An 18270-nucleotide genomic window follows, 5' to 3' on the forward strand; every position below is an offset into this window, starting at 1 on the left:
GCGACGTTTAGCTCATTAATTAATTTAAAACTTGCTAGCGAATGTTATTCACTAAATATGGTTTGTTTTCACTTTCGTAAAAACGCCCTACACATTTGGTTTGTCTTACTTTGTTCAGTTTTCAAAGGTCTAATCAGTGTTGCCTTAACAACTTTTATATCATATCAAGTTATTAATCGTTTGTCAACACTTATTTTCAAGTTCTTGTTATTTTTATTTTTATAAAACTTCTATAAACTTTTATATAACAACATTTAAAGACTTGTCGTCTTTTGCCGCTTTGTTTTTTAATATGTCGCAGCGACATGTATTAATATACCAAGTATCTGCCATTACGTCAACTCTTTTTTAAAAGTTTTTTTCACTAACAATTATACTGAAAAAACTTTTTTTGTTCGTTATTAAAGGTGTATATCTGAATAAATCAATTTTAAAAAATCCAAAAATAGCTTTTAAGGACTTTTTATTGATTAACCGGTAGTTTTATACAAAAAAAGGTATAAAAAAAAGGAGAAAATTTCTCCTTTTTTCTTTGTTTTTATCTCATTGTTGGGAATAATAGGATATCTCTGATTGATTGAGAATTAGTTAATAACATTACTAAACGGTCAATTCCAATTCCTAATCCACCTGTTGGAGGCATTCCATACTCTAAAGCTTCAATAAAATCTTCATCAATCCCTTGAGCTTCATCGTTTCCTAAATCTTTTTCTTTCATTTGTGCTTCAAAACGTTCACGTTGATCAATTGGATCGTTTAATTCGGTAAAGGCATTTCCATATTCTTTTCCTACTATAAATACTTCAAAACGATCTGTGAATCGACCATCTTCTGTATTTTTCTTAGCTAATGGTGAAATTGAAGTTGGATGTCCATAAATAAATGTTGGTTGAATTAATGTCTCTTCTACATATTTCTCGAAGAATTCATTAACTACGTGACCGTAATCCATGTGCTCACCTAATTCAATATCATGCTCCTTAGCAATAGCACGTGCTTCTTCATCTGTCATCTCTTGCCAGAAATCAACACCAGATTGCTCTTTAATCGCATCAACCATATGAATTCTCTTCCATGGACCTTCTAAATTAACTTGGTATTCACCATATTCAATTTGAAGTTTACCTAATACAGTTTGTGCTGTATGAGTAATGATACCTTCTGTTAAATCCATAATATCTTTGTAATCAGTATATGCTGTATAAACTTCTAACATAGTAAACTCCGGATTGTGAGTTGTATCAATTCCTTCGTTACGGAATACACGACCTATTTCGTATACTTTTTCCATTCCACCAACGATTAATCGTTTTAAGTGTAATTCTAAAGCAATACGTAAATATAATTCCATATCTAATGCATTATGGTGTGTAATGAATGGACGAGCTGCTGCCCCACCTGCAATATTATGTAATGTTGGTGTTTCCACTTCTAAATAACCATGTGTATTTAAGTAATTACGCACTTCACGAATAATTTCGCTACGTTTAACAAATGTGTCAAAGCTATCTCTGTTACTTACTAAGTCTAAATAACGTTGACGATATTTTTGCTCAACATTAGTTAAACCATGATACTTATCTGGTAATGGGCGTAATGCTTTAGTTAAGAATGTTAAGCTAGTTGGTTTAATTGTTACTTCACCCATGTCAGTTTTCATGACTTGACCAGTTACACCAATAAAGTCACCTAAATCCGCTTGCTTAAATAAGTCGTATTCTTCTTCTCCTACAGCATCTTTTCTTACATAAATTTGGATTTGTCCTTCACGGTCTTGTAAATGAGCAAATCCTACTTTACCTTTTCCACGTTTAGTCATCATTCGACCAGCAACTGTTGCAACAGCTCCTAATTCTAATAATTCCTCTTTTGTATGTTTGTCATATGTTTCATGTAATTCTTGAGAGTTAGTTGTACGTTCAAAACGTGAACCAAAAGGATCAAGACCCTTTTCACGCAATTCCGCCATTTTTTCTCTACGTACGATTAATTGGTCATTCATCTCTTCATGACCTTGAATTTCTTTTGTCACGTTACTTCCTCCTATACTTTTTGACAATCTGTTCCCTACTATAATGCCACACTAAAACAAAAAAAGGCAAGTCAATTTGCCTTTTCTCTTATATTTATTAACTTGCTATTCCTTTTGCCGCTAAATTAGCTAGATACTCATCAAAAATAGCGATAATTTCGCTTTCGGTTTGAGCTTTATTAATAGCTAGTCTTGCTTTTGTTGCTCGAGGTGCTCCTTTTAGATAGTAAGCCGCATGTTGACGAAACTCTAAACAAGCGATTTTTTCACCTTTTAATTTAACTAAACGAGATAGATGAAGTTTAGCTGTTGCTATTTTAGCAGTTGGTTGTGGCTCTTCAAGTAGTTCACCTGTTTCAAGGTAATGCTTAGTACGATAAATCATCCACGGATTACCTAAAGCTGCTCTTCCTATCATCACACCATCACACCCAACATAATCAAGCATTCTTTTAGCATCTTCTGGTGTTCTCACATCACCATTCCCCATAAATGGAATTGTTAAATGCTTTTTAACTTCTTTTAGAACATCCCAGTTGGCTTTACCTTCATACATTTGGACACGCGTTCTACCGTGCATCGCAACAGCTCCCGCTCCTGCACTTTGAGCAGCTTTGGCGTTTTCGACTGCAAAGATATGATCTTCATCCCAGCCAATACGCATTTTAACTGTCACAGGAATATTAACAGCACTAGAAACAGCATCTACCATTTCATATACTTTGTTAGGATCTAGTAACCATCTAGCTCCTGCTTCTGCTTTAATAATTTTACTAACAGGGCATCCCATATTAATATCAATAATGTCTGCTGTTGTATTTTCTTCAACAAACTTGGCAGCTTCTACTAACGTTTCCTTATTACCACCAAAAATTTGAAGACTTAAAGGATGTTCTTCTTCCTCGATATGAAGCATATCCAGGGTTTTTTTATTACGCTGTTGAATCCCTTTATCACTAATCATCTCGCAGACAACTAATCCTGCACCAAATTCTTTTACTGTTAAACGGAAAGCCGAATTACTAATCCCAGCCATAGGAGCAACAACAACACGATTTTCAATTTCTACATTACCTATTTTCCACACAGGGGAAATCCTCCTTACTTAATGGCTTCGTCTCTTAATTCCGTTAATTCCTCAGCACTGTATTGATATTTTTCACCACAGAAATGACAAACAGCTTCTGCTCCTTCATCTTCTTCAATCATTTGCGTTAATTCTTCTTTACCTAAAGTAATAATAGCTGAAGCAAAACGCTCTTTAGAACAATCACAGAAAAATTGAACAGGTGTTGTTTCTAGTATCTCAACATTTTCTTCACCTAATAAACGACCTAAAATAAATTCTGGTGTTTCACCTTGATCTAATAATGTTGATACTTGTGGAATATCTGCTAATCGTTTTTCAATTTCCACTAATGTTTCTTCACTAGCTCCAGGCATTACCTGAATCATAAATCCTCCAGCAGCTTTGACGCAGTCATCTTTTTGATTGTCTACTAAAACACTTAACCCAACAGCAGAAGGCACTTGTTCTGAGTTAGCTAAATAATAAGTAAAATCTTCCGCGATTTCTCCTGAAACAATTGGTACTTGCCCAGTAATAGCTTCCTTTAATCCTAAGTCTTTTACAACACTAAAAGTACCATTAGTTCCCACAGCACCACGCACATCGATTTTACCAAGCGCATTAGGAGCTAAGTTAACTTCTGGATTTTGAACATATCCTTTTACGTTCCCTTTACTATCTGCATCAACAACAATCGCACCAAGTGGACCATCCCCTTGAACCTTAACTGTTAGTTTTTCTTCATTTTTATGCATGGCACCAAGTAATAATGAACCTGTTAATGTACGACCTAATGCAGCTGTAGCAGCACGCCATGTATCATGTCTTTCTTGTGCTTCTGTTACTGTCTGAGTTGTACGAGCCGCCATGGCACGAATTTCTCCATTAAAGGCTAAGGCTTTTACTAAATAATCTGTCATATCATCTCATCCTCTTATCTTTATCTTTTTCTACAATAGAAAAGTGGGGTACACTTTCGTATATCCCACTTATCATAACTTATTTAATTAAAACCACAAAACGATTTTACTCGTTTGATGATTCTTCTTTATTTTCTTCAACTACTTCTTCAGTAGTCTCAGTTCGTTTTTGTTCTTCTTGCTTTTCAGCTTCTTTTCTTTCTAAAGCTTCTTTAGCTTCTTCAAAAGAACCTTCTTTTTCACTTGGAAATTCATCCTTCACTTCGTTAACTGGCATTTCACCTGTTTCAAAAATCGATGTAATTTCTTTTGCGTTTAATGTTTCATGTTCTAGTAAAGCTTCTGCAATTAATTTATGTTGAGCACGGTGCTCTTCAATGATCTCAACTGCTTTAGCATGAGCTTCTTTTAAGATACTACGAACTTCTTCATCAATTTGGAAGGCAACTTGTTCAGAGTAAGCTTTAGTTTGACCATAATCACGGCCAACAAAGACTTGATGGTTTCCTTCATATTGAACTGGACCTAATAAGTCACTCATTCCATATTCAGTTACCATTGAACGAGCTAGGCTAGTCGCTTGTTCAAAGTCATTACTTGCTCCAGTAGATTGGACATCAAAGACTAATTCTTCAGCAACACGTCCACCTAAAAGCCCTACAATACGTTCAAACATTTCGTTTTTAGTGATTAAGAATTGATCTTCTTTAGGAAGAGAAATCATATAACCACCAGCACGTCCACGAGGAACAATCGTTACTTTATGTACGATGTTAGCATCATCTAAAACTAAACCACAAATAGTATGTCCCGCTTCATGGTATGCTACTAATTCACGTTGACGTTTACTAATAACACGGTCTTTTTTAGCAGGTCCCGCAATAACACGGTCCTGAGCTTCATCAATATCACTTGCATCAATTTTTTTCTTGTTACGACGAGCTGCTACTAAAGCCGCTTCGTTTAAGACGTTTTCTAAATCAGCACCAGCAAATCCTGGTGTTTGTTGTGCAACTACTTTTAAGTCAACATCCTCAGATAAAGGCTTATTACGAGCATGAACTTTTAGTATTTGCTCACGTCCTTTAACATCGGGTCTTCCTACTAAGATTTGACGGTCAAAACGACCTGGACGAAGTAATGCAGGGTCTAATACATCTGAACGGTTAGTTGCAGCAATAACGATAACACCTTCATTACCACCAAAACCATCCATTTCAACTAGTAATTGGTTAAGTGTTTGTTCACGCTCATCGTGACCTCCACCCATACCAGCTCCACGTTGACGACCAACAGCATCGATTTCATCAATAAAGATAATTGCAGGAGCAGCCTTTTTAGCGTTTTCAAATAAATCACGCACACGACTTGCACCCACACCGACAAACATCTCTACAAAGTCTGAACCTGAAATTGAGAAGAACGGCACGCCGGCTTCTCCAGCTACAGCTTTTGCTAATAATGTTTTACCTGTTCCTGGAGGTCCCTCTAAGAGAACACCTGCTGGAATACGAGCACCAAGCTCAGCAAAACGACGAGGATCTTTTAAGAATTCCACCACTTCTACTAATTCTTGTTTTTCTTCCTCAGCACCAGCTACATCTGAAAAACGAACCGTAATAGATTTTTTGTCAGCTTCTTTGGTTTTTGTTTTCCCAAAGTTCATTACACCACGGCCATTGCCACCACCTTGGCTACCTTGACCCATGATCATATAGAATAGGAAGACCATAAATATTAATGGTAAGAAACTAAAGAGTAATTGAACCCAAATACCACTACTTGATTGTTCTTTTACAACAAACTTAGTTTCCCCTTCTCTAGCTGCTTTACTAATGTCATTAATAGTTGAATCATTAGGTAATACAGAAGTTGAGAAGCGTTTTGATTTCATTTTAGTTTGCCCAAATACTGGCAATCCACCTGAATCAGTTACTTTTTGTTCTTCTTTGTATTCCCCAGTAATTTTATAAACACCATTAGATGGTTGAACTGCGAATTCTTTAACTTGTTTATCTTTTAATTGGGTATAGAAAGTTGAATAATTAATATTTGGCGACTGCTCGCCACCTTGACCAAAGAAGAAATACACAATCATAATCATTGATAAGAAAACAATAATATAATAAAGTGAATTTTTCATCCCTGAATTCTTCTTATTATTCATACATGGCCTCCTTATATATTTAGTTTTTGTTATTTTTATCAGTAAGTCATTATTATATCACACAAAAGAATAAAACCTTTAGTTATTTTCATAAATCTCAGGTTTTAAAATACCAATGTATGGCATATTACGATAATCCTCAGCGTAGTCTAAACCGTAACCAACTACAAATTCATTAGGCACTTCAAAACCAATGTAATCTGCGTCCATGTCTACAACACGGCCTTCTGGTTTATCAAGCATAGTAACGATTTTTACTGAAGCTGCTTTACGATGTTTTAGTAATTCAACTAAATATTTTAAGGTACGACCACTATCAATAATATCTTCAACGATTAAGATATGACGGCCTTCTACCACTGTACTTAAATCTTTTAGTATACGAACTTCACCTGATGATACTGTGGCGTTTCCATAACTAGATACATCCATAAAATCCATTTCCATATGAATGTTCATTGAACGAACTAAATCTGATAAAAATGGTACAGCTCCTTTTAAAACACCCACAACTAATGGATTTTTATCCGCATAATCTTTACTAATAACAGCTCCTAAAGCTTTAACGCGCTCTTGGATTTGTTCTTCTGAATAAAATGTTTTTTCAATATCTCTTTCTAACATCTGGTTCTCCTTCCAAACTACTTGTCTTTTTTATAAAGGTAGACAAGCTTATAATGTATTTTATCAGTTTCATCTCGAATACTCAAATAACTTTCTCTAAAAGGAACTAACCATTTTAGCTCACCTTCATTATCTGTCACAATCCAACTTTTTTCTCTCTTTTCGAGAGGGATTTTCTCATCAATAAAGTAACGCCTGACTTTTTTAGTCTGACCCTGTTCATTAATAATCAGTTTATCTCCTGGTTGTCTCCTTCTAATGATTAAAGGCTCTGATAAGTCTGTCACAATTATTAATTCTTTTTGTGACCAATCTTTGACTTTTTTAGGGATTTCTACTTTTTCTGTTTCAAACAAACCAAACCATTCTTTTTCTGAAACAAATACACCTTCATTTAAAGATAATTTAAACGCCTCATCCTCTACTTCTTCTGCTACTTCTGCTACTATAGTAACTAAATCATAAGAACGAGTTGCTCGCCAATTATCCTTTAATGTAATGCTTTGATTAGAGGTTGCTCCTAATAGCATATCTGATAATGCTTTTTGTTGCTTCTTATTGATGATCAATTCAACTTGTTTCTGCAAATCACTCACTAATCGGTCTAAAATAAAATGTTGCTCCGCCTTAGAATAAGTGAGGAATTTTTTTCTATCAATGCAAATTCGTTTGTCATCAGAAGTGAGACATTCAAGATATTTAGGCATAATCTCTTGTTCAATGAGTTCCAAACCAAAAGATAATTCTTTTTGAAAACTCAATAACTGCTCTTCAAATCTAGGATTTTCTTCCCGAAGAATTGGTAATAATTGGTTTCTAATTCGATTTCTCAAATACGTGGCTTCTTGATTAGTTTCATCTTCAAAGAAAATTAACCCTTCTTTTTTAGCATACGCATATAAATCATTTTTAGTCGCTATTAATAACGGACGAACTAATCTAGCTCTGGTTAGCTGACGTTCTTCTTCAATGCCAACCAAATAATTAAGTCGATTGCCATTAATCAAACGCATGAGTATTGTCTCAACTTGATCTCCTTTGTGATGCCCTGTTAATAAGGTTGAGACTTGTTCTTGTTTTATTATATTGTCAAAAAAAGAATAACGAAATTCTCTTGCGGCTAACTCGGTATTACTTTGAATCGTTAAACCTTCTTGCCAAGTTCCTAAAAAGAAAGGAATGTTTTCTTTCTGACACCACTCTTTAATAAATAACTCTTCTTTAATAGAAGCTTCTCTTAATTGATGATTAACATGGGCGACTAAAATACGTGGTCTAATCGACTCATCTAATCGCAACATCAGATGTAGTAGGACTACAGAATCAATCCCTCCTGATACAGCTACTAACACGTTCTCCTCTGGTTGCCACCATCTTTTTTCTGTTACTCGTTGTCTAAACACTTCAAATAAATCCATCAATAATCACCCCCATTACAGATATTAGAATGAAAGAAAAAGGCTGACACTCGCTGGTCAGCCTTTTTAGTTTACTTTTTTATTAACTACGACGACCGCCACGGCCACCGCGTTTACCTTCAGTATTACGTTTGATTGAACTTAATCTTTCATCACTATCTTTTAAGAATGAACTCATTAAGTTATCAAATCCTTCTTTCTTTGGAGCAGGTGCAGCTGGCTTACGATTAAAGTTGCCGCCTCCTGATCTTTCAGGTCTGTCGGAACGATTGTAATTATTGCTTGGACGTTTGCTGAAGTCTTTTTTAGGAGCGCGTTGTTCTCTAGCTGGACGCTCTTCTTCATTAGCACGTTTGATAGATAAACCAATCTTACCATCATCACCAATGCTCATTACTTTAACTTCTACTTCATCGCCGACTTTTAAAACGTCATTGATATCTTTAACAAAACTATTTGACACTTCACTAATATGGACCAACCCTGTTTTGCCTGCTCCTAAATCAACGAACGCACCAAAATTGGTAATGCCTGAAACTTTCCCAGGTAATTTTACCCCTACTTCAATTGACATAAAAATTTATTTCCTCCTTGAACCTTCCAAAGTATTTATTGTTATTTGTTACCACTAGTTTGGGTCGAGCTATTATTTAAATCGGGGATACTATAAACTTGTTCTCCCTCTTTTGAATAGAAATATTTTGATCGAGCAACCTTTTCGACATACTCAGTGTCATGTAACAGATCTACTTCTCGGTTTAACTCTTTTTCTGTTTTCTTAACTTGTTTCTGCTCTTTTTCAACTTCTTGACGGTTTTCTTGCAACGAAACTAAGCGTTGGCTATTTCTAAAAAGATTAATCCCTATAAATGAAAACACTATAAGAGCGGCAGCAAACATAATACCTAAACGACGACGTCTAAAAATAATCTTTTTTTGACCTTTTTGCATAGATTTCATCGTTAGACTAGCTTGTTGTTCTTTTTGATAGCTCAACAATTTACGGTCTTTTTTCATGCTTTTTAGAATCTCCAATCTCTTTTATTACAGATAGGTTTATTATAGCAAGTCATTACACCAATGTCTAATGCTAATCTAAACTTTCATAGCTGGTTTCTCTTGTTTCACTAATCACTTCGTATAAATCTTTTGCTTCATCTTTTTTAGTTGTGTCTTTTAACTCTAAAACTTTTACTTCTAATGTTTTATTACCAAATAAAATTTTTAGGTTATCGCCGACTTTGACATTTGTTGACGATTTGGCCAGTTGACCATTTACTTGAATACGACCTTTATCAGCTATCTCTTTGGCAACTGTCCTTCTTTTTATAATACGTGACACTTTAAGAAATTTATCTAATCGCATACGTTCACCTCTAATCCTTCTTGATTCTTTTAACTATTTTGTTACCAAAAGGAAGCATCTCCCACTCCTCATTAGTAAACATTTGACTTTTAATAACACTATATAGATAAGTGCTCGCTCCTATTATAACACCTATCATTGTTAATATGAACGTTCCACCTCTGTTTAGGCTATGCCAATTAAGTGTCTCTAATATTAGTCGGTAGAATACCAAAACAATTAACATCATTCCTAAATTAATGACTAATTTCAAATGATAGTCTTTAACTGGTTTATAACTAGGCATACTTTGGTTTAAATACCATTTTAAAACACCCAAACATACTATTAGCCCTAATATCGTACTAATACTAGCACCCACTGTATTAAAGTAATAAGTAAGAAGTGGTGTTAGTATTAATTTAGTAAACAATCCCGCAACAGCTCCAAATAATTGATATCTCATAATATTTTGGCTTTGGTAAATTGTTTGATAGGTTTGAATCATCGAAACAAAATAAATAGCTAATACAAACAAACTTAAAGATACACCTTCTTGATTATCACCAAAAAGGGTCACATTAATATAAGGCAATACTAAAGCTAAACCAACTGCAGCTGCAGCACCCATTACCTGGGCTACTTTGATGTAAGACGACACCATTGCTTCGTACTCTTTTTGTTGTCGATTCATATAATGCTTTGTCAAAGGTGGTAAAAAGGCAGCAGTCATACTAACTGCAACTACTAGACCTAACTGAACTAAAGGTTGTCCTCTATCATAGGCTCCCTTTGTCATTTTAGCAGTTAAATCACTCATGCCACCATATCCTAGAAATTGTTTTACGAAAAAAGCATCTATTAATTGAAACACAATTAGGTACGCACTAAATAAACATAATGTACCTCCTTCAATGATTAAACGCTTAGCAAAATGACTTAACTCTTTAAGCTTTTTACCTTGAAAGCTCCACTTAATAGGTTGAGTTTTTTGATAGTACCACAAGATAATTAAGCCACAAACACCCCCAACTAGAGCTCCTGACATGGCCACCCCACCAACTCGGTAGACAGACCAATCAAATATCGTATATAAATAACCAGCACCTAAAATAACTAACACCCGGCTACCTTGCTCAATTAATTGAGAAATAGCAGTTGGTTTCATGTTTAAGTTTCCTTGATAGTACCCACGATAAGTTGATAAAAACGGAACTAATAAAAAGAAGAAAGAGACCAATCGAATGACTGGTGTTAACTCACTATCCCCCATTAACCCAGCGATTGGCCCTGCTAATACAAGTAACACCACAAAGGCAAAACAAGAAAGTAAACTTACGATTGTAAAAAAAGCATCTAAACGCCATTTCTTTTCTTCTTCATTTGGACTTGAGGCTAAAATTTTTGATAGATAGACTGGTAACCCTGTTAGAGCTAAAGTCATTCCTATACCGTATATCGGGTATATTTGTTGATACACATAAAACCCTTCATCCCCTACTAAATTTTGATAGGGAACTCGGTATACTGCACTTAACAGTTTTACCACAAAAGAAGTTAGCGTTAGAATAATCGTGCCTTGTAGCATATTTTTTTCTAAAGTCTTATCAGGCATTCTATCCACCTCACTCAGCTTCTTTTTTAGATCCCTTAGCATACTTTTGCTGTCTTAACGCCTCTACAAACTGAGCAATTTCTTGAAGCCAAGTTGCTTCTGCCAGTTTTTTCGTTAACTTTAAGTTAATTGCTAATTGATCATCTGAACTTAATTCTGCTTTTAAAGTCGTAGCTGATAAAGCTTTAAAGATTTGCTCAATTGTATAAGCATTAGTTCCTGCTTTTGATAATAATACCTCAACAATCAACTGACGTTTCTGAATTTTTTCAATTAAAGCAAAATCGCTATTCATCTTAATTAACCCAACTGTTAATAGGTTAGCCACTTCGTCTGGATATTCTCCAAAGCGGTCTAATAAATCGCTCTCTAACTCATCAAACATTTCTTGACTATCTAGTTGGCGAATTCGTTTATAAATTTCAATTTTTTGACGTTCGTCTTCGATATAGTCAGTTGGAATATAAGCATCAATTCCTAAATCAATCTCTGTAATTGTTTTAGTATCTTTACTTTCAGTTCCACGCTTACGGTTAACAGCTTCCGTTAACATTTGAGTATACATATCAAAACCAACCGAATCGATAAAGCCATGTTGCTGAGCCCCTAATAAATTTCCAGCTCCTCGAATGGATAAATCTCGCATAGCAATTTTAAATCCTGAACCAAGTTCTGTAAAATCTTTAATCGCTTGAAGACGTTTTTCACTGACTTCATTTAACACTTTTTGAGGTTCATACATAAAATAAGCATAAGCAACACGGTTACTTCGACCAACTCGACCACGTAATTGGTACAACTGAGATAAGCCCATGTAATCGGCATTTTCTACAAATAAGGTATTCACATTAGGAATATCTACACCCGTTTCAATGATGGTTGTTGTCACCAAAATATCGTAATCTCCATTAATAAATTCCATTAGACGATTTTCTAACTGCACTTCTGTCATTTGACCATGGGCATAACTAATTCGAGCATCTGGTAGCAACATCTGTAGTTCTTCCACTTTCTGCTCAATCGTATCCACTCGATTATATAGATAAAAAATCTGTCCACCACGAGCAATTTCTCGCTCACTTGCTTCTCTAATAGCTCCAGGATTTTTTTCCATCACATAGGTTTGGACTGGATAGCGATTTGCTGGTGGTGTTTCAATAACTGATAAATCGCGCACACCTAACATAGACATATGTAAAGTTCTTGGAATCGGTGTAGCTGTTAATGTTAATACATCAACTTGAGATTTAATTTGTTTTAGTCTCTCTTTATGTTTCACACCAAAACGTTGCTCTTCATCTACAATTAATAAACCTAGGTCCATAAATTCAATATCTTTTGATAACACGCGGTGAGTTCCTACTACCACATCAATTTGGCCCTTTTTAATTTTCTCAGCTGTTTCATTTTGTTGTTTTTTGGTTCTAAAACGACTTAACACGCCAACATTAACTGGAAAATTAGCAAACCTATCACGCATCGTTTCATAATGTTGTTGCGCTAAGATAGTCGTAGGAACAAGTAAAGCAACTTGTTTACCATCGCGAACGGATTTAAAAGCTGCTCGAATAGCAACTTCTGTTTTCCCGTAACCCACGTCGCCCACAAGTAAACGGTCCATAGGTCTTTCTTTTTCCATATCTTGCTTAATTTCTTGAATACTTCGTAATTGGTCTTCTGTTTCTGAGTAAGGAAAGTTCCCTTCAAATTCCATTTGGTAATCATCATCTGGTCCAAAAGCATAACCTTTTTCTGCTTCACGAGCCGCATATAATTTTATTAAATCATCCGCTATGTCTTCAACACGAGCAGATACTTTATTTTTAGTTTTAACCCATTCTGAACCACCTAATTTATTAACTTTAGGAGTTTTTGATTCAGAAGCAACATATTTTTGAATTAAATCTAATTGGGTAACTGGAATAAACAACTTATCATTATTTTTATAGAGGATTGTCATGTAATCTTGATGGACCCCTCCACTTAATAAAGTTTCCATTCCAATATATTTACCAATACCGTGATTAGCATGAACGACATAATCCCCAGGTTTTAATTCATTGTAGCTTTTTAAACGTTCCGCATTAGAAATCGTCTGCTTACGAGCTCGTTTTTTCCCTTGAGTATGTAATATTTCTTTCTCTACTAAAACAACTAACTTTTCTTCTGGTAACTCAAATCCCGAGGCTAAACTGCCTGTTTTGATTTGAACTTCACCTGATAATAATTTATCACTATTATTAACAACAGTTGGAATTTCAAAATCTAAAAATAAAGCTTCAACTTTTTCTGTTCGTTCTTCATTTTCAGCTAATACAACCACTGTGTGTTTTTGTTTACGCCAACGCTCCATCTCTGTTTTTAACAATGGCATTTGCCCAAAGAATTGTTGCATTGTTCGATACTCAAAAGGATGAATACTCGTAAATCTTAAATTACCCATTCCTTTTTGGAATAAAGAGAAGTAGGTTTTACTTTGTTTGGTATTTTTTAAGATACTTCTAAAGTCGCCACCTAATTCATGGTCTTCAAAGAAAACACCTTCTTCTAATTTCAGCGTAATCCATTCAGATTCTTCACGTAGTAATTCTCTTTCACTTTCAACTTGACGACTGTAATCATCAATCACAATCACATCAGATGTTGTTAAATAATCTGTTAGATAACTTTTTTCATCGTAGAGTAAGTCGCCATACATTTTCACCTCTTCGGTTGGATGACCTTGAGCCCACTCTCCGATAAGATAATCAAAATGAGCAGACACTCGTTCTTTGTCTTCGCCTGGTGTCATTTTACTTAATTTTTCTTCTACTAGTGATTGCATTTTTTCGCTAGCTATTTTTAATTGATCTTTTGTTATCAACATATCCATAGCAGGCGTGATTTCAATTTTATCAACTTCACCAATTGAACGTTGTGTTTCCACATCAAATAAACGAAGTGATTCAATTTCATCATCAAACAAATCAATTCGAACTGGATACTCACTAGTTAGAGGATAAATATCGATAATACTCCCGCGCATACTAAACTCACCTGGTTTACCAATCATTTGTTCTTTTTGATAACCAAGTAAAACTAATTTTTCAGCTAAATGGCTTAAATCTAAAATCCCATCTTTTTCAAAAAGAAGGGTTTGCTCTTTCCATAGCTGTGGACTAGGTAAAAAACGTCTTAATCCTGCTAATGAAGTAACCAAAATACCTGGTTCATCACTAACTAAAAAACTTAACGCATTAATTCGATCTGCTAATGCTTCTGGAGAAGAGAATGACATCTCTACTGCTGCGACCTCATCAACTGGAAAATAGTAAAGATATTTTTCTTCTATTATATGTTGTAAATCTTCTATTAACTTACTTCCATAATAAAGGTTAGGAGTAACTACTAATACTTTTCCTTTGTTACTTAGTAAGGTACCTATGGCCAATGTCTTAGCTGAACCAGAAAGACCAGTTATTAAATGAGAAGATGCTTTTGTTATTTGTTCTTGCCATTCTTTTATCTTAGCACTTTGTTCCATTCGGCTAAGTAACCCTTGATTTAAATACATCAGTAATCTCCTGTTCTTATTTTTTTGAATTAAATTGGTTCATGGTATTCACAAAATCATGACCCTCTGCCCAGTAAAGGGATGCGTCGGCAGTTTGCTTCATGGCGTTCAACATGTCATCATGAGTTTCTTTTGGAAATGAGCTTAACACGTAAGACACAACTTCCTTACCATTTTTAGGACGATCTATCCCTACTTTAATTCGGTTAAAATCTTTAGTACCTAAGTGAGCAATAATGCTTTTTATCCCATTATGACCACCTGCACTGCCTTTTTCTCTTAATCTTATTTTTCCAATCGGTAAATCTAAATCATCATAAATAACTAATAAATCTTCATCAGCAATATTATAATAATCCATTAATGGTCTTACAGAGCGACCTGACTCATTCATAAATGTTTGTGGTTTAGCTAAAATGATTTTTTCTCCATTTAAGAAAAACTCTGCTATATCTGCTTCAAATTGAGTTTTATTAAATGTCACTTTTTCTTGATAGGCAATTTCATCTAAAGCAATAAAGCCGACATTATGTTTTGTTCCTCTATATTTACTTCCAGGATTCCCTAGACCTACAATCAATTTCATGTTGTTTCTCCTTTAATTATCTATCTTCTATTTTAATGACGCAGAAAATATCCGCGCACTAAAGGTGCCCAGATTTTTTAATAAGTATATCATATTTCCTTCTGTTTTCTTATGAATAAAGGTTAAACATCTTTTAAGATACCTTTAAATATGAAGCGTTTACCAGATTCTTTCTAAATGACTTTGCGATTTTTGAATGTTATAATAACACAAAATATAATATCAAAGGAGAGATTTTCCATGGTAAAAACAAATACCGATCATCAAAAAATTATTGTTATTGGTAACGGTGCCGTTGGTTCAAGTTACACCTTTGCATTAGTCACACAAAATATTGCTCAAGAAATTGGGATTATTGATATAGATACAGATAAAGCTGAGGGGGACGCTATTGATTTATCTCACGCTCTTGCTTTTACATCACCTAAAAAAATCTACGCTGCAACTTACGCTGATTGTCACGATGCTGATATCGTTGTTATTACAGCAGGTGCTGCACAAAAACCTGGTGAAACACGTTTAGACTTAGTTAATAAAAATCTTAAAATATTTAAAAAAATCGTTGATGATGTTGTGTCTTCTGGTTTTAATGGTATTTTTTTAGTCGCTTCAAATCCAGTTGATATCTTAACTTATGCTACTTGGAAATTCTCAGGCTTTCCACAACACAAAGTCATTGGTAGCGGAACTTCTCTAGATTCAGCTCGTTTCCGTCAATCAATTGCGGAATTAATCGGAGTAGACGCTCGTAATGTCCATGGCTACATTTTAGGAGAACACGGTGATACTGAGTTCCCTGTTTGGTCACACGCAAACGTGGCAGGCTTACAAATTTATGAATGGGTGAAAGATCATCCTGAAATTGACGAAGAAGAGTTAGTTAACTTATTCTTTAAAGTACGTGATGCCGCTTATACAATTATTGAGAAAAAAGGAGCTACATTCTACGGAATCGCTGTTTCTCTAGCTCGAATCACAAAAGCCATTTTAAATGATGAGAATGCTGTACTTCCTCTATCTGTCTATTTAAATGGTCATTACGGTTTAGATGATATTTATATCGGTGCTCCTGCTATCGTCAACCGTCGAGGTATTCAAAATGTTATTGAAATCCCTCTATCTGATGCTGAACAAGAAAAATATGACTATTCAGCTGAGAAACTAAAAGAAATTATGGACTCGGCTTTTGGCCAACTAGAAGATTAAACCCTTGAGGATGACTAATAAGTCATCCTCTTTTTATTGGTACCACTTAGTCGTTTCCAATATCACTATATGTCTGATTTGCTCTAGTGGAATTTTCATGTGGTCTATATAAATACCTAGTTCATCATACCCTTTAATAAAACCATAAACATCTGGAAGAAAATTGCCTTCAATATCCTTAATATTTAATTGAATACTGACCTGTTCATTCTTAAAAAAAGAATAATCAATTACTTCATAAATAGTCTCAAGTGTCATTTCATCTTTTCCAGCAATAACAGCATAACGATTATTTTTTTCTTTTTCCAAACTTGACGTATGTTCTGACAAATAAAAACCATTATATTTCATCATTCCACGGTCTTGATAATAACTATTTAACTCCATGTAATTCCCTCCATTCCACCAGCATGCCCACCTACCAAATGACTTCTATTAATCGCTGTTGCTCCTTCCATTAAACTACTAGCATGAACAATTGAATCAAAGCCATAAACACTTCTAATTTTATCTACTGTATCATCTAATAGATGAGTCGCAATAACCTCTTCTGGTTCTTCAAAAAGATTCAACTGCAAAGCTTCATCAGAAGACAACATGGAACAATTAACTGATAAATTTCTAACAACGGATCCATCATAAAATTTTTCAAATAGTCGCAAACAATAAAAAACTATTTCTTTAGAACTATTGGTTGGAGGTATTTTCATTTGTCTTGAAAAACCACTAGCTCTATCTGTTCTAGAATAGCCCACTGAAATATGAACACAACCTGTTTTAGTTCCATTTCTTCTTAATCTCGCTGCAACTTGTTCAGCAATTTCTTTTAAAACAATCTTGGTTTCACTTGATTTAACATAGTCTTTCATTAACACCTGACTATTTCCAACGCTTTTAGACTTAGGCCGATGTCGTTTAGATATATCCGATCGGTCAATCCCCCATGCATGAGCAATTAATTGTTGTCCCATAATCCCCATAGACTCTTTCATATAAAAAAAATCATAATGAGCTAAATCATAAATGGACTCAATTCCTTTTCGGCGAAGTTTGATTTCTGTTCTTTTATTGATACCCCAAAAATCAGTCATTTTAGGAATTTTCCAAACGGTATTGGGAACATCCTCGTAATGCCAAACAGCAATCATATCTTTTTGATGTTTGGCTGCATTATCTAAGGCTAGTTTACTTAACAACATGTTATCTCCAATTCCAATTGTGCAATACAATCCTAATTCGTTGCGAATATCACGTTGAAATCGTTCAGCAAATTGATAGGGTGTCATATTAAATAATCTTTGAGATGCTTTTACTCTGACAAAAGTTTCATCAACAGAATAAACCCAAATATCTTCGTCTCCAACATATCTTCTGAAAATATTGTTGATTTCCATATTTTTTTGAATATAAAGATTCATGCGAGGTGGAACTTTTCGTAAATCTTTATGATAAGGAATTTCATAATTTCTTGTAACATTTGTAATTCCAAGTACTTCTTTTGCTTTTGGGGAAGCTGATAACGCCAACCCACCTGGAGAATCTTCACCGCTCATTACGACTAGCAACCCTTCAAGAGGAAGCAACCCATGTTCAACACACTCAACAGACGATACTGATAGGTAAGCTTTTGAAATAGTCTCCAGCTTTTCCCCCAGTCCACACCGTACGTGAGACTTTCACCTCATACGGCGTTCCATCAAAGTTTACTAACAAATATCATACAGTTATAGATTCA

The 18270-nt window shown here is 34.7% G+C and carries 15 protein-coding genes; 1 reads left to right on the forward strand and 14 read right to left on the reverse strand.

Annotation, left to right across the window (positions count from 1 at the left end):
- Positions 1-538 precede the first annotated feature (538 nt).
- The 12 genes from lysS to pth all read right to left on the reverse strand — a co-directional run bounded on the left by lysS (position 539) and on the right by pth (position 15329).
- A complete protein-coding gene (lysS, locus tag ACODH8_RS13995) occupies positions 539-2002 on the reverse strand; it encodes a lysine--tRNA ligase (protein WP_420517790.1) in 1464 nt (487 codons plus the stop codon).
- Between the two features lie 127 nt (positions 2003-2129).
- Complete coding sequence (dusB, locus tag ACODH8_RS14000) at positions 2130-3128, reverse strand: tRNA dihydrouridine synthase DusB (RefSeq protein ID WP_332465754.1); 999 nt, start codon at positions 3126-3128, stop codon at positions 2130-2132.
- Between the two features lie 5 nt (positions 3129-3133).
- Positions 3134-4021, reverse strand: a complete 888-nt coding sequence (hslO, locus tag ACODH8_RS14005; protein ID WP_420517788.1) for an Hsp33 family molecular chaperone HslO — start codon at positions 4019-4021, stop codon at positions 3134-3136.
- Positions 4022-4127: 106 nt separating this feature from the next.
- Positions 4128-6188, reverse strand: a complete 2061-nt coding sequence (gene ftsH, locus ACODH8_RS14010; RefSeq protein ID WP_420517789.1) for an ATP-dependent zinc metalloprotease FtsH — start codon at positions 6186-6188, stop codon at positions 4128-4130.
- A gap of 78 nt (positions 6189-6266) precedes the next feature.
- Positions 6267-6812 carry a hypoxanthine phosphoribosyltransferase gene (gene hpt, locus ACODH8_RS14015; RefSeq protein ID WP_332465743.1) on the reverse strand — a complete coding sequence of 182 codons (546 nt, stop codon included), beginning with the start codon at positions 6810-6812 and terminating at the stop codon, positions 6267-6269.
- Positions 6813-6829: 17 nt separating this feature from the next.
- On the reverse strand, positions 6830-8230 hold the full coding sequence (gene tilS, locus ACODH8_RS14020) for a tRNA lysidine(34) synthetase TilS (RefSeq protein WP_332465742.1): 1401 nt from the start codon (positions 8228-8230) through the stop codon (positions 6830-6832).
- 82 nt (positions 8231-8312) lie between these two features.
- Positions 8313-8804 carry a S1 domain-containing RNA-binding protein gene (locus tag ACODH8_RS14025; protein WP_332465741.1) on the reverse strand — a complete coding sequence of 164 codons (492 nt, stop codon included), beginning with the start codon at positions 8802-8804 and terminating at the stop codon, positions 8313-8315.
- Between the two features lie 41 nt (positions 8805-8845).
- The gene (locus ACODH8_RS14030; protein WP_332465740.1) at positions 8846-9247 is read right to left on the reverse strand and encodes an FtsB family cell division protein; all 402 of its coding nucleotides are present in this window, start codon (positions 9245-9247) and stop codon (positions 8846-8848) included.
- Positions 9248-9320: 73 nt separating this feature from the next.
- Positions 9321-9596: an RNA-binding S4 domain-containing protein gene (locus tag ACODH8_RS14035; protein WP_332465739.1), complete on the reverse strand. Its 276-nt coding sequence runs from the start codon at positions 9594-9596 to the stop codon at positions 9321-9323.
- A 10-nt stretch (positions 9597-9606) separates the two neighbouring features.
- Entirely contained in the window at positions 9607-11190 is a 1584-nt protein-coding gene (locus ACODH8_RS14040) for a putative polysaccharide biosynthesis protein (RefSeq protein WP_332465738.1), read from the reverse strand.
- Between the two features lie 10 nt (positions 11191-11200).
- The gene (gene mfd, locus ACODH8_RS14045; RefSeq protein WP_332465737.1) at positions 11201-14743 is read right to left on the reverse strand and encodes a transcription-repair coupling factor; all 3543 of its coding nucleotides are present in this window, start codon (positions 14741-14743) and stop codon (positions 11201-11203) included.
- A 16-nt stretch (positions 14744-14759) separates the two neighbouring features.
- Positions 14760-15329 (reverse strand): aminoacyl-tRNA hydrolase, encoded by a 570-nt coding sequence (gene pth, locus ACODH8_RS14050; protein WP_332465736.1) that lies wholly within the window; start codon positions 15327-15329, stop codon positions 14760-14762.
- A 240-nt stretch (positions 15330-15569) separates the two neighbouring features.
- Between pth and ACODH8_RS14055 the strand changes: the two genes are divergently transcribed.
- The gene (locus tag ACODH8_RS14055) at positions 15570-16535 is read left to right on the forward strand and encodes an L-lactate dehydrogenase (RefSeq protein ID WP_332465735.1); all 966 of its coding nucleotides are present in this window, start codon (positions 15570-15572) and stop codon (positions 16533-16535) included.
- A gap of 33 nt (positions 16536-16568) precedes the next feature.
- Here the strand turns inward: ACODH8_RS14055 and ACODH8_RS14060 are convergent, their stop codons facing one another.
- Positions 16569-16922, reverse strand: coding sequence for a hypothetical protein (locus tag ACODH8_RS14060; protein WP_332465734.1), 354 nt, complete (start codon positions 16920-16922; stop codon positions 16569-16571).
- The gene (locus ACODH8_RS14065; protein WP_420517791.1) at positions 16913-18190 is read right to left on the reverse strand and encodes a Y-family DNA polymerase; all 1278 of its coding nucleotides are present in this window, start codon (positions 18188-18190) and stop codon (positions 16913-16915) included. Before ACODH8_RS14065 ends, ACODH8_RS14060 begins: the two co-directional genes overlap by 10 nt.
- Between the last annotated feature and the right edge of the window lie 80 nt (positions 18191-18270).

Origin of the sequence: Vagococcus fluvialis (assembly GCF_048815235.1) — a bacterium.
GTDB lineage: Bacteria > Bacillota > Bacilli > Lactobacillales > Vagococcaceae > Vagococcus.

Coding starts and splice junctions, on each gene's coding strand:
- ACODH8_RS14040 (WP_332465738.1), bottom strand. CDS start 11,190: ATGCCTGATAAGACTTTAGAAAAAAATATGCTACAAGGCACGATTATT.
- ACODH8_RS14060 (WP_332465734.1), bottom strand. CDS start 16,922: ATGGAGTTAAATAGTTATTATCAAGACCGTGGAATGATGAAATATAAT.
- mfd (WP_332465737.1), bottom strand. CDS start 14,743: ATGTATTTAAATCAAGGGTTACTTAGCCGAATGGAACAAAGTGCTAAG.
- hslO (WP_420517788.1), bottom strand. CDS start 4,021: ATGACAGATTATTTAGTAAAAGCCTTAGCCTTTAATGGAGAAATTCGT.
- lysS (WP_420517790.1), bottom strand. CDS start 2,002: ATGAATGACCAATTAATCGTACGTAGAGAAAAAATGGCGGAATTGCGT.
- hpt (WP_332465743.1), bottom strand. CDS start 6,812: ATGTTAGAAAGAGATATTGAAAAAACATTTTATTCAGAAGAACAAATC.
- ACODH8_RS14025 (WP_332465741.1), bottom strand. CDS start 8,804: ATGTCAATTGAAGTAGGGGTAAAATTACCTGGGAAAGTTTCAGGCATT.
- tilS (WP_332465742.1), bottom strand. CDS start 8,230: ATGGATTTATTTGAAGTGTTTAGACAACGAGTAACAGAAAAAAGATGG.
- ACODH8_RS14030 (WP_332465740.1), bottom strand. CDS start 9,247: ATGAAAAAAGACCGTAAATTGTTGAGCTATCAAAAAGAACAACAAGCT.
- pth (WP_332465736.1), bottom strand. CDS start 15,329: ATGAAATTGATTGTAGGTCTAGGGAATCCTGGAAGTAAATATAGAGGA.
- ACODH8_RS14055 (WP_332465735.1), top strand. CDS start 15,570: ATGGTAAAAACAAATACCGATCATCAAAAAATTATTGTTATTGGTAAC.
- ftsH (WP_420517789.1), bottom strand. CDS start 6,188: ATGAATAATAAGAAGAATTCAGGGATGAAAAATTCACTTTATTATATT.
- ACODH8_RS14035 (WP_332465739.1), bottom strand. CDS start 9,596: ATGCGATTAGATAAATTTCTTAAAGTGTCACGTATTATAAAAAGAAGG.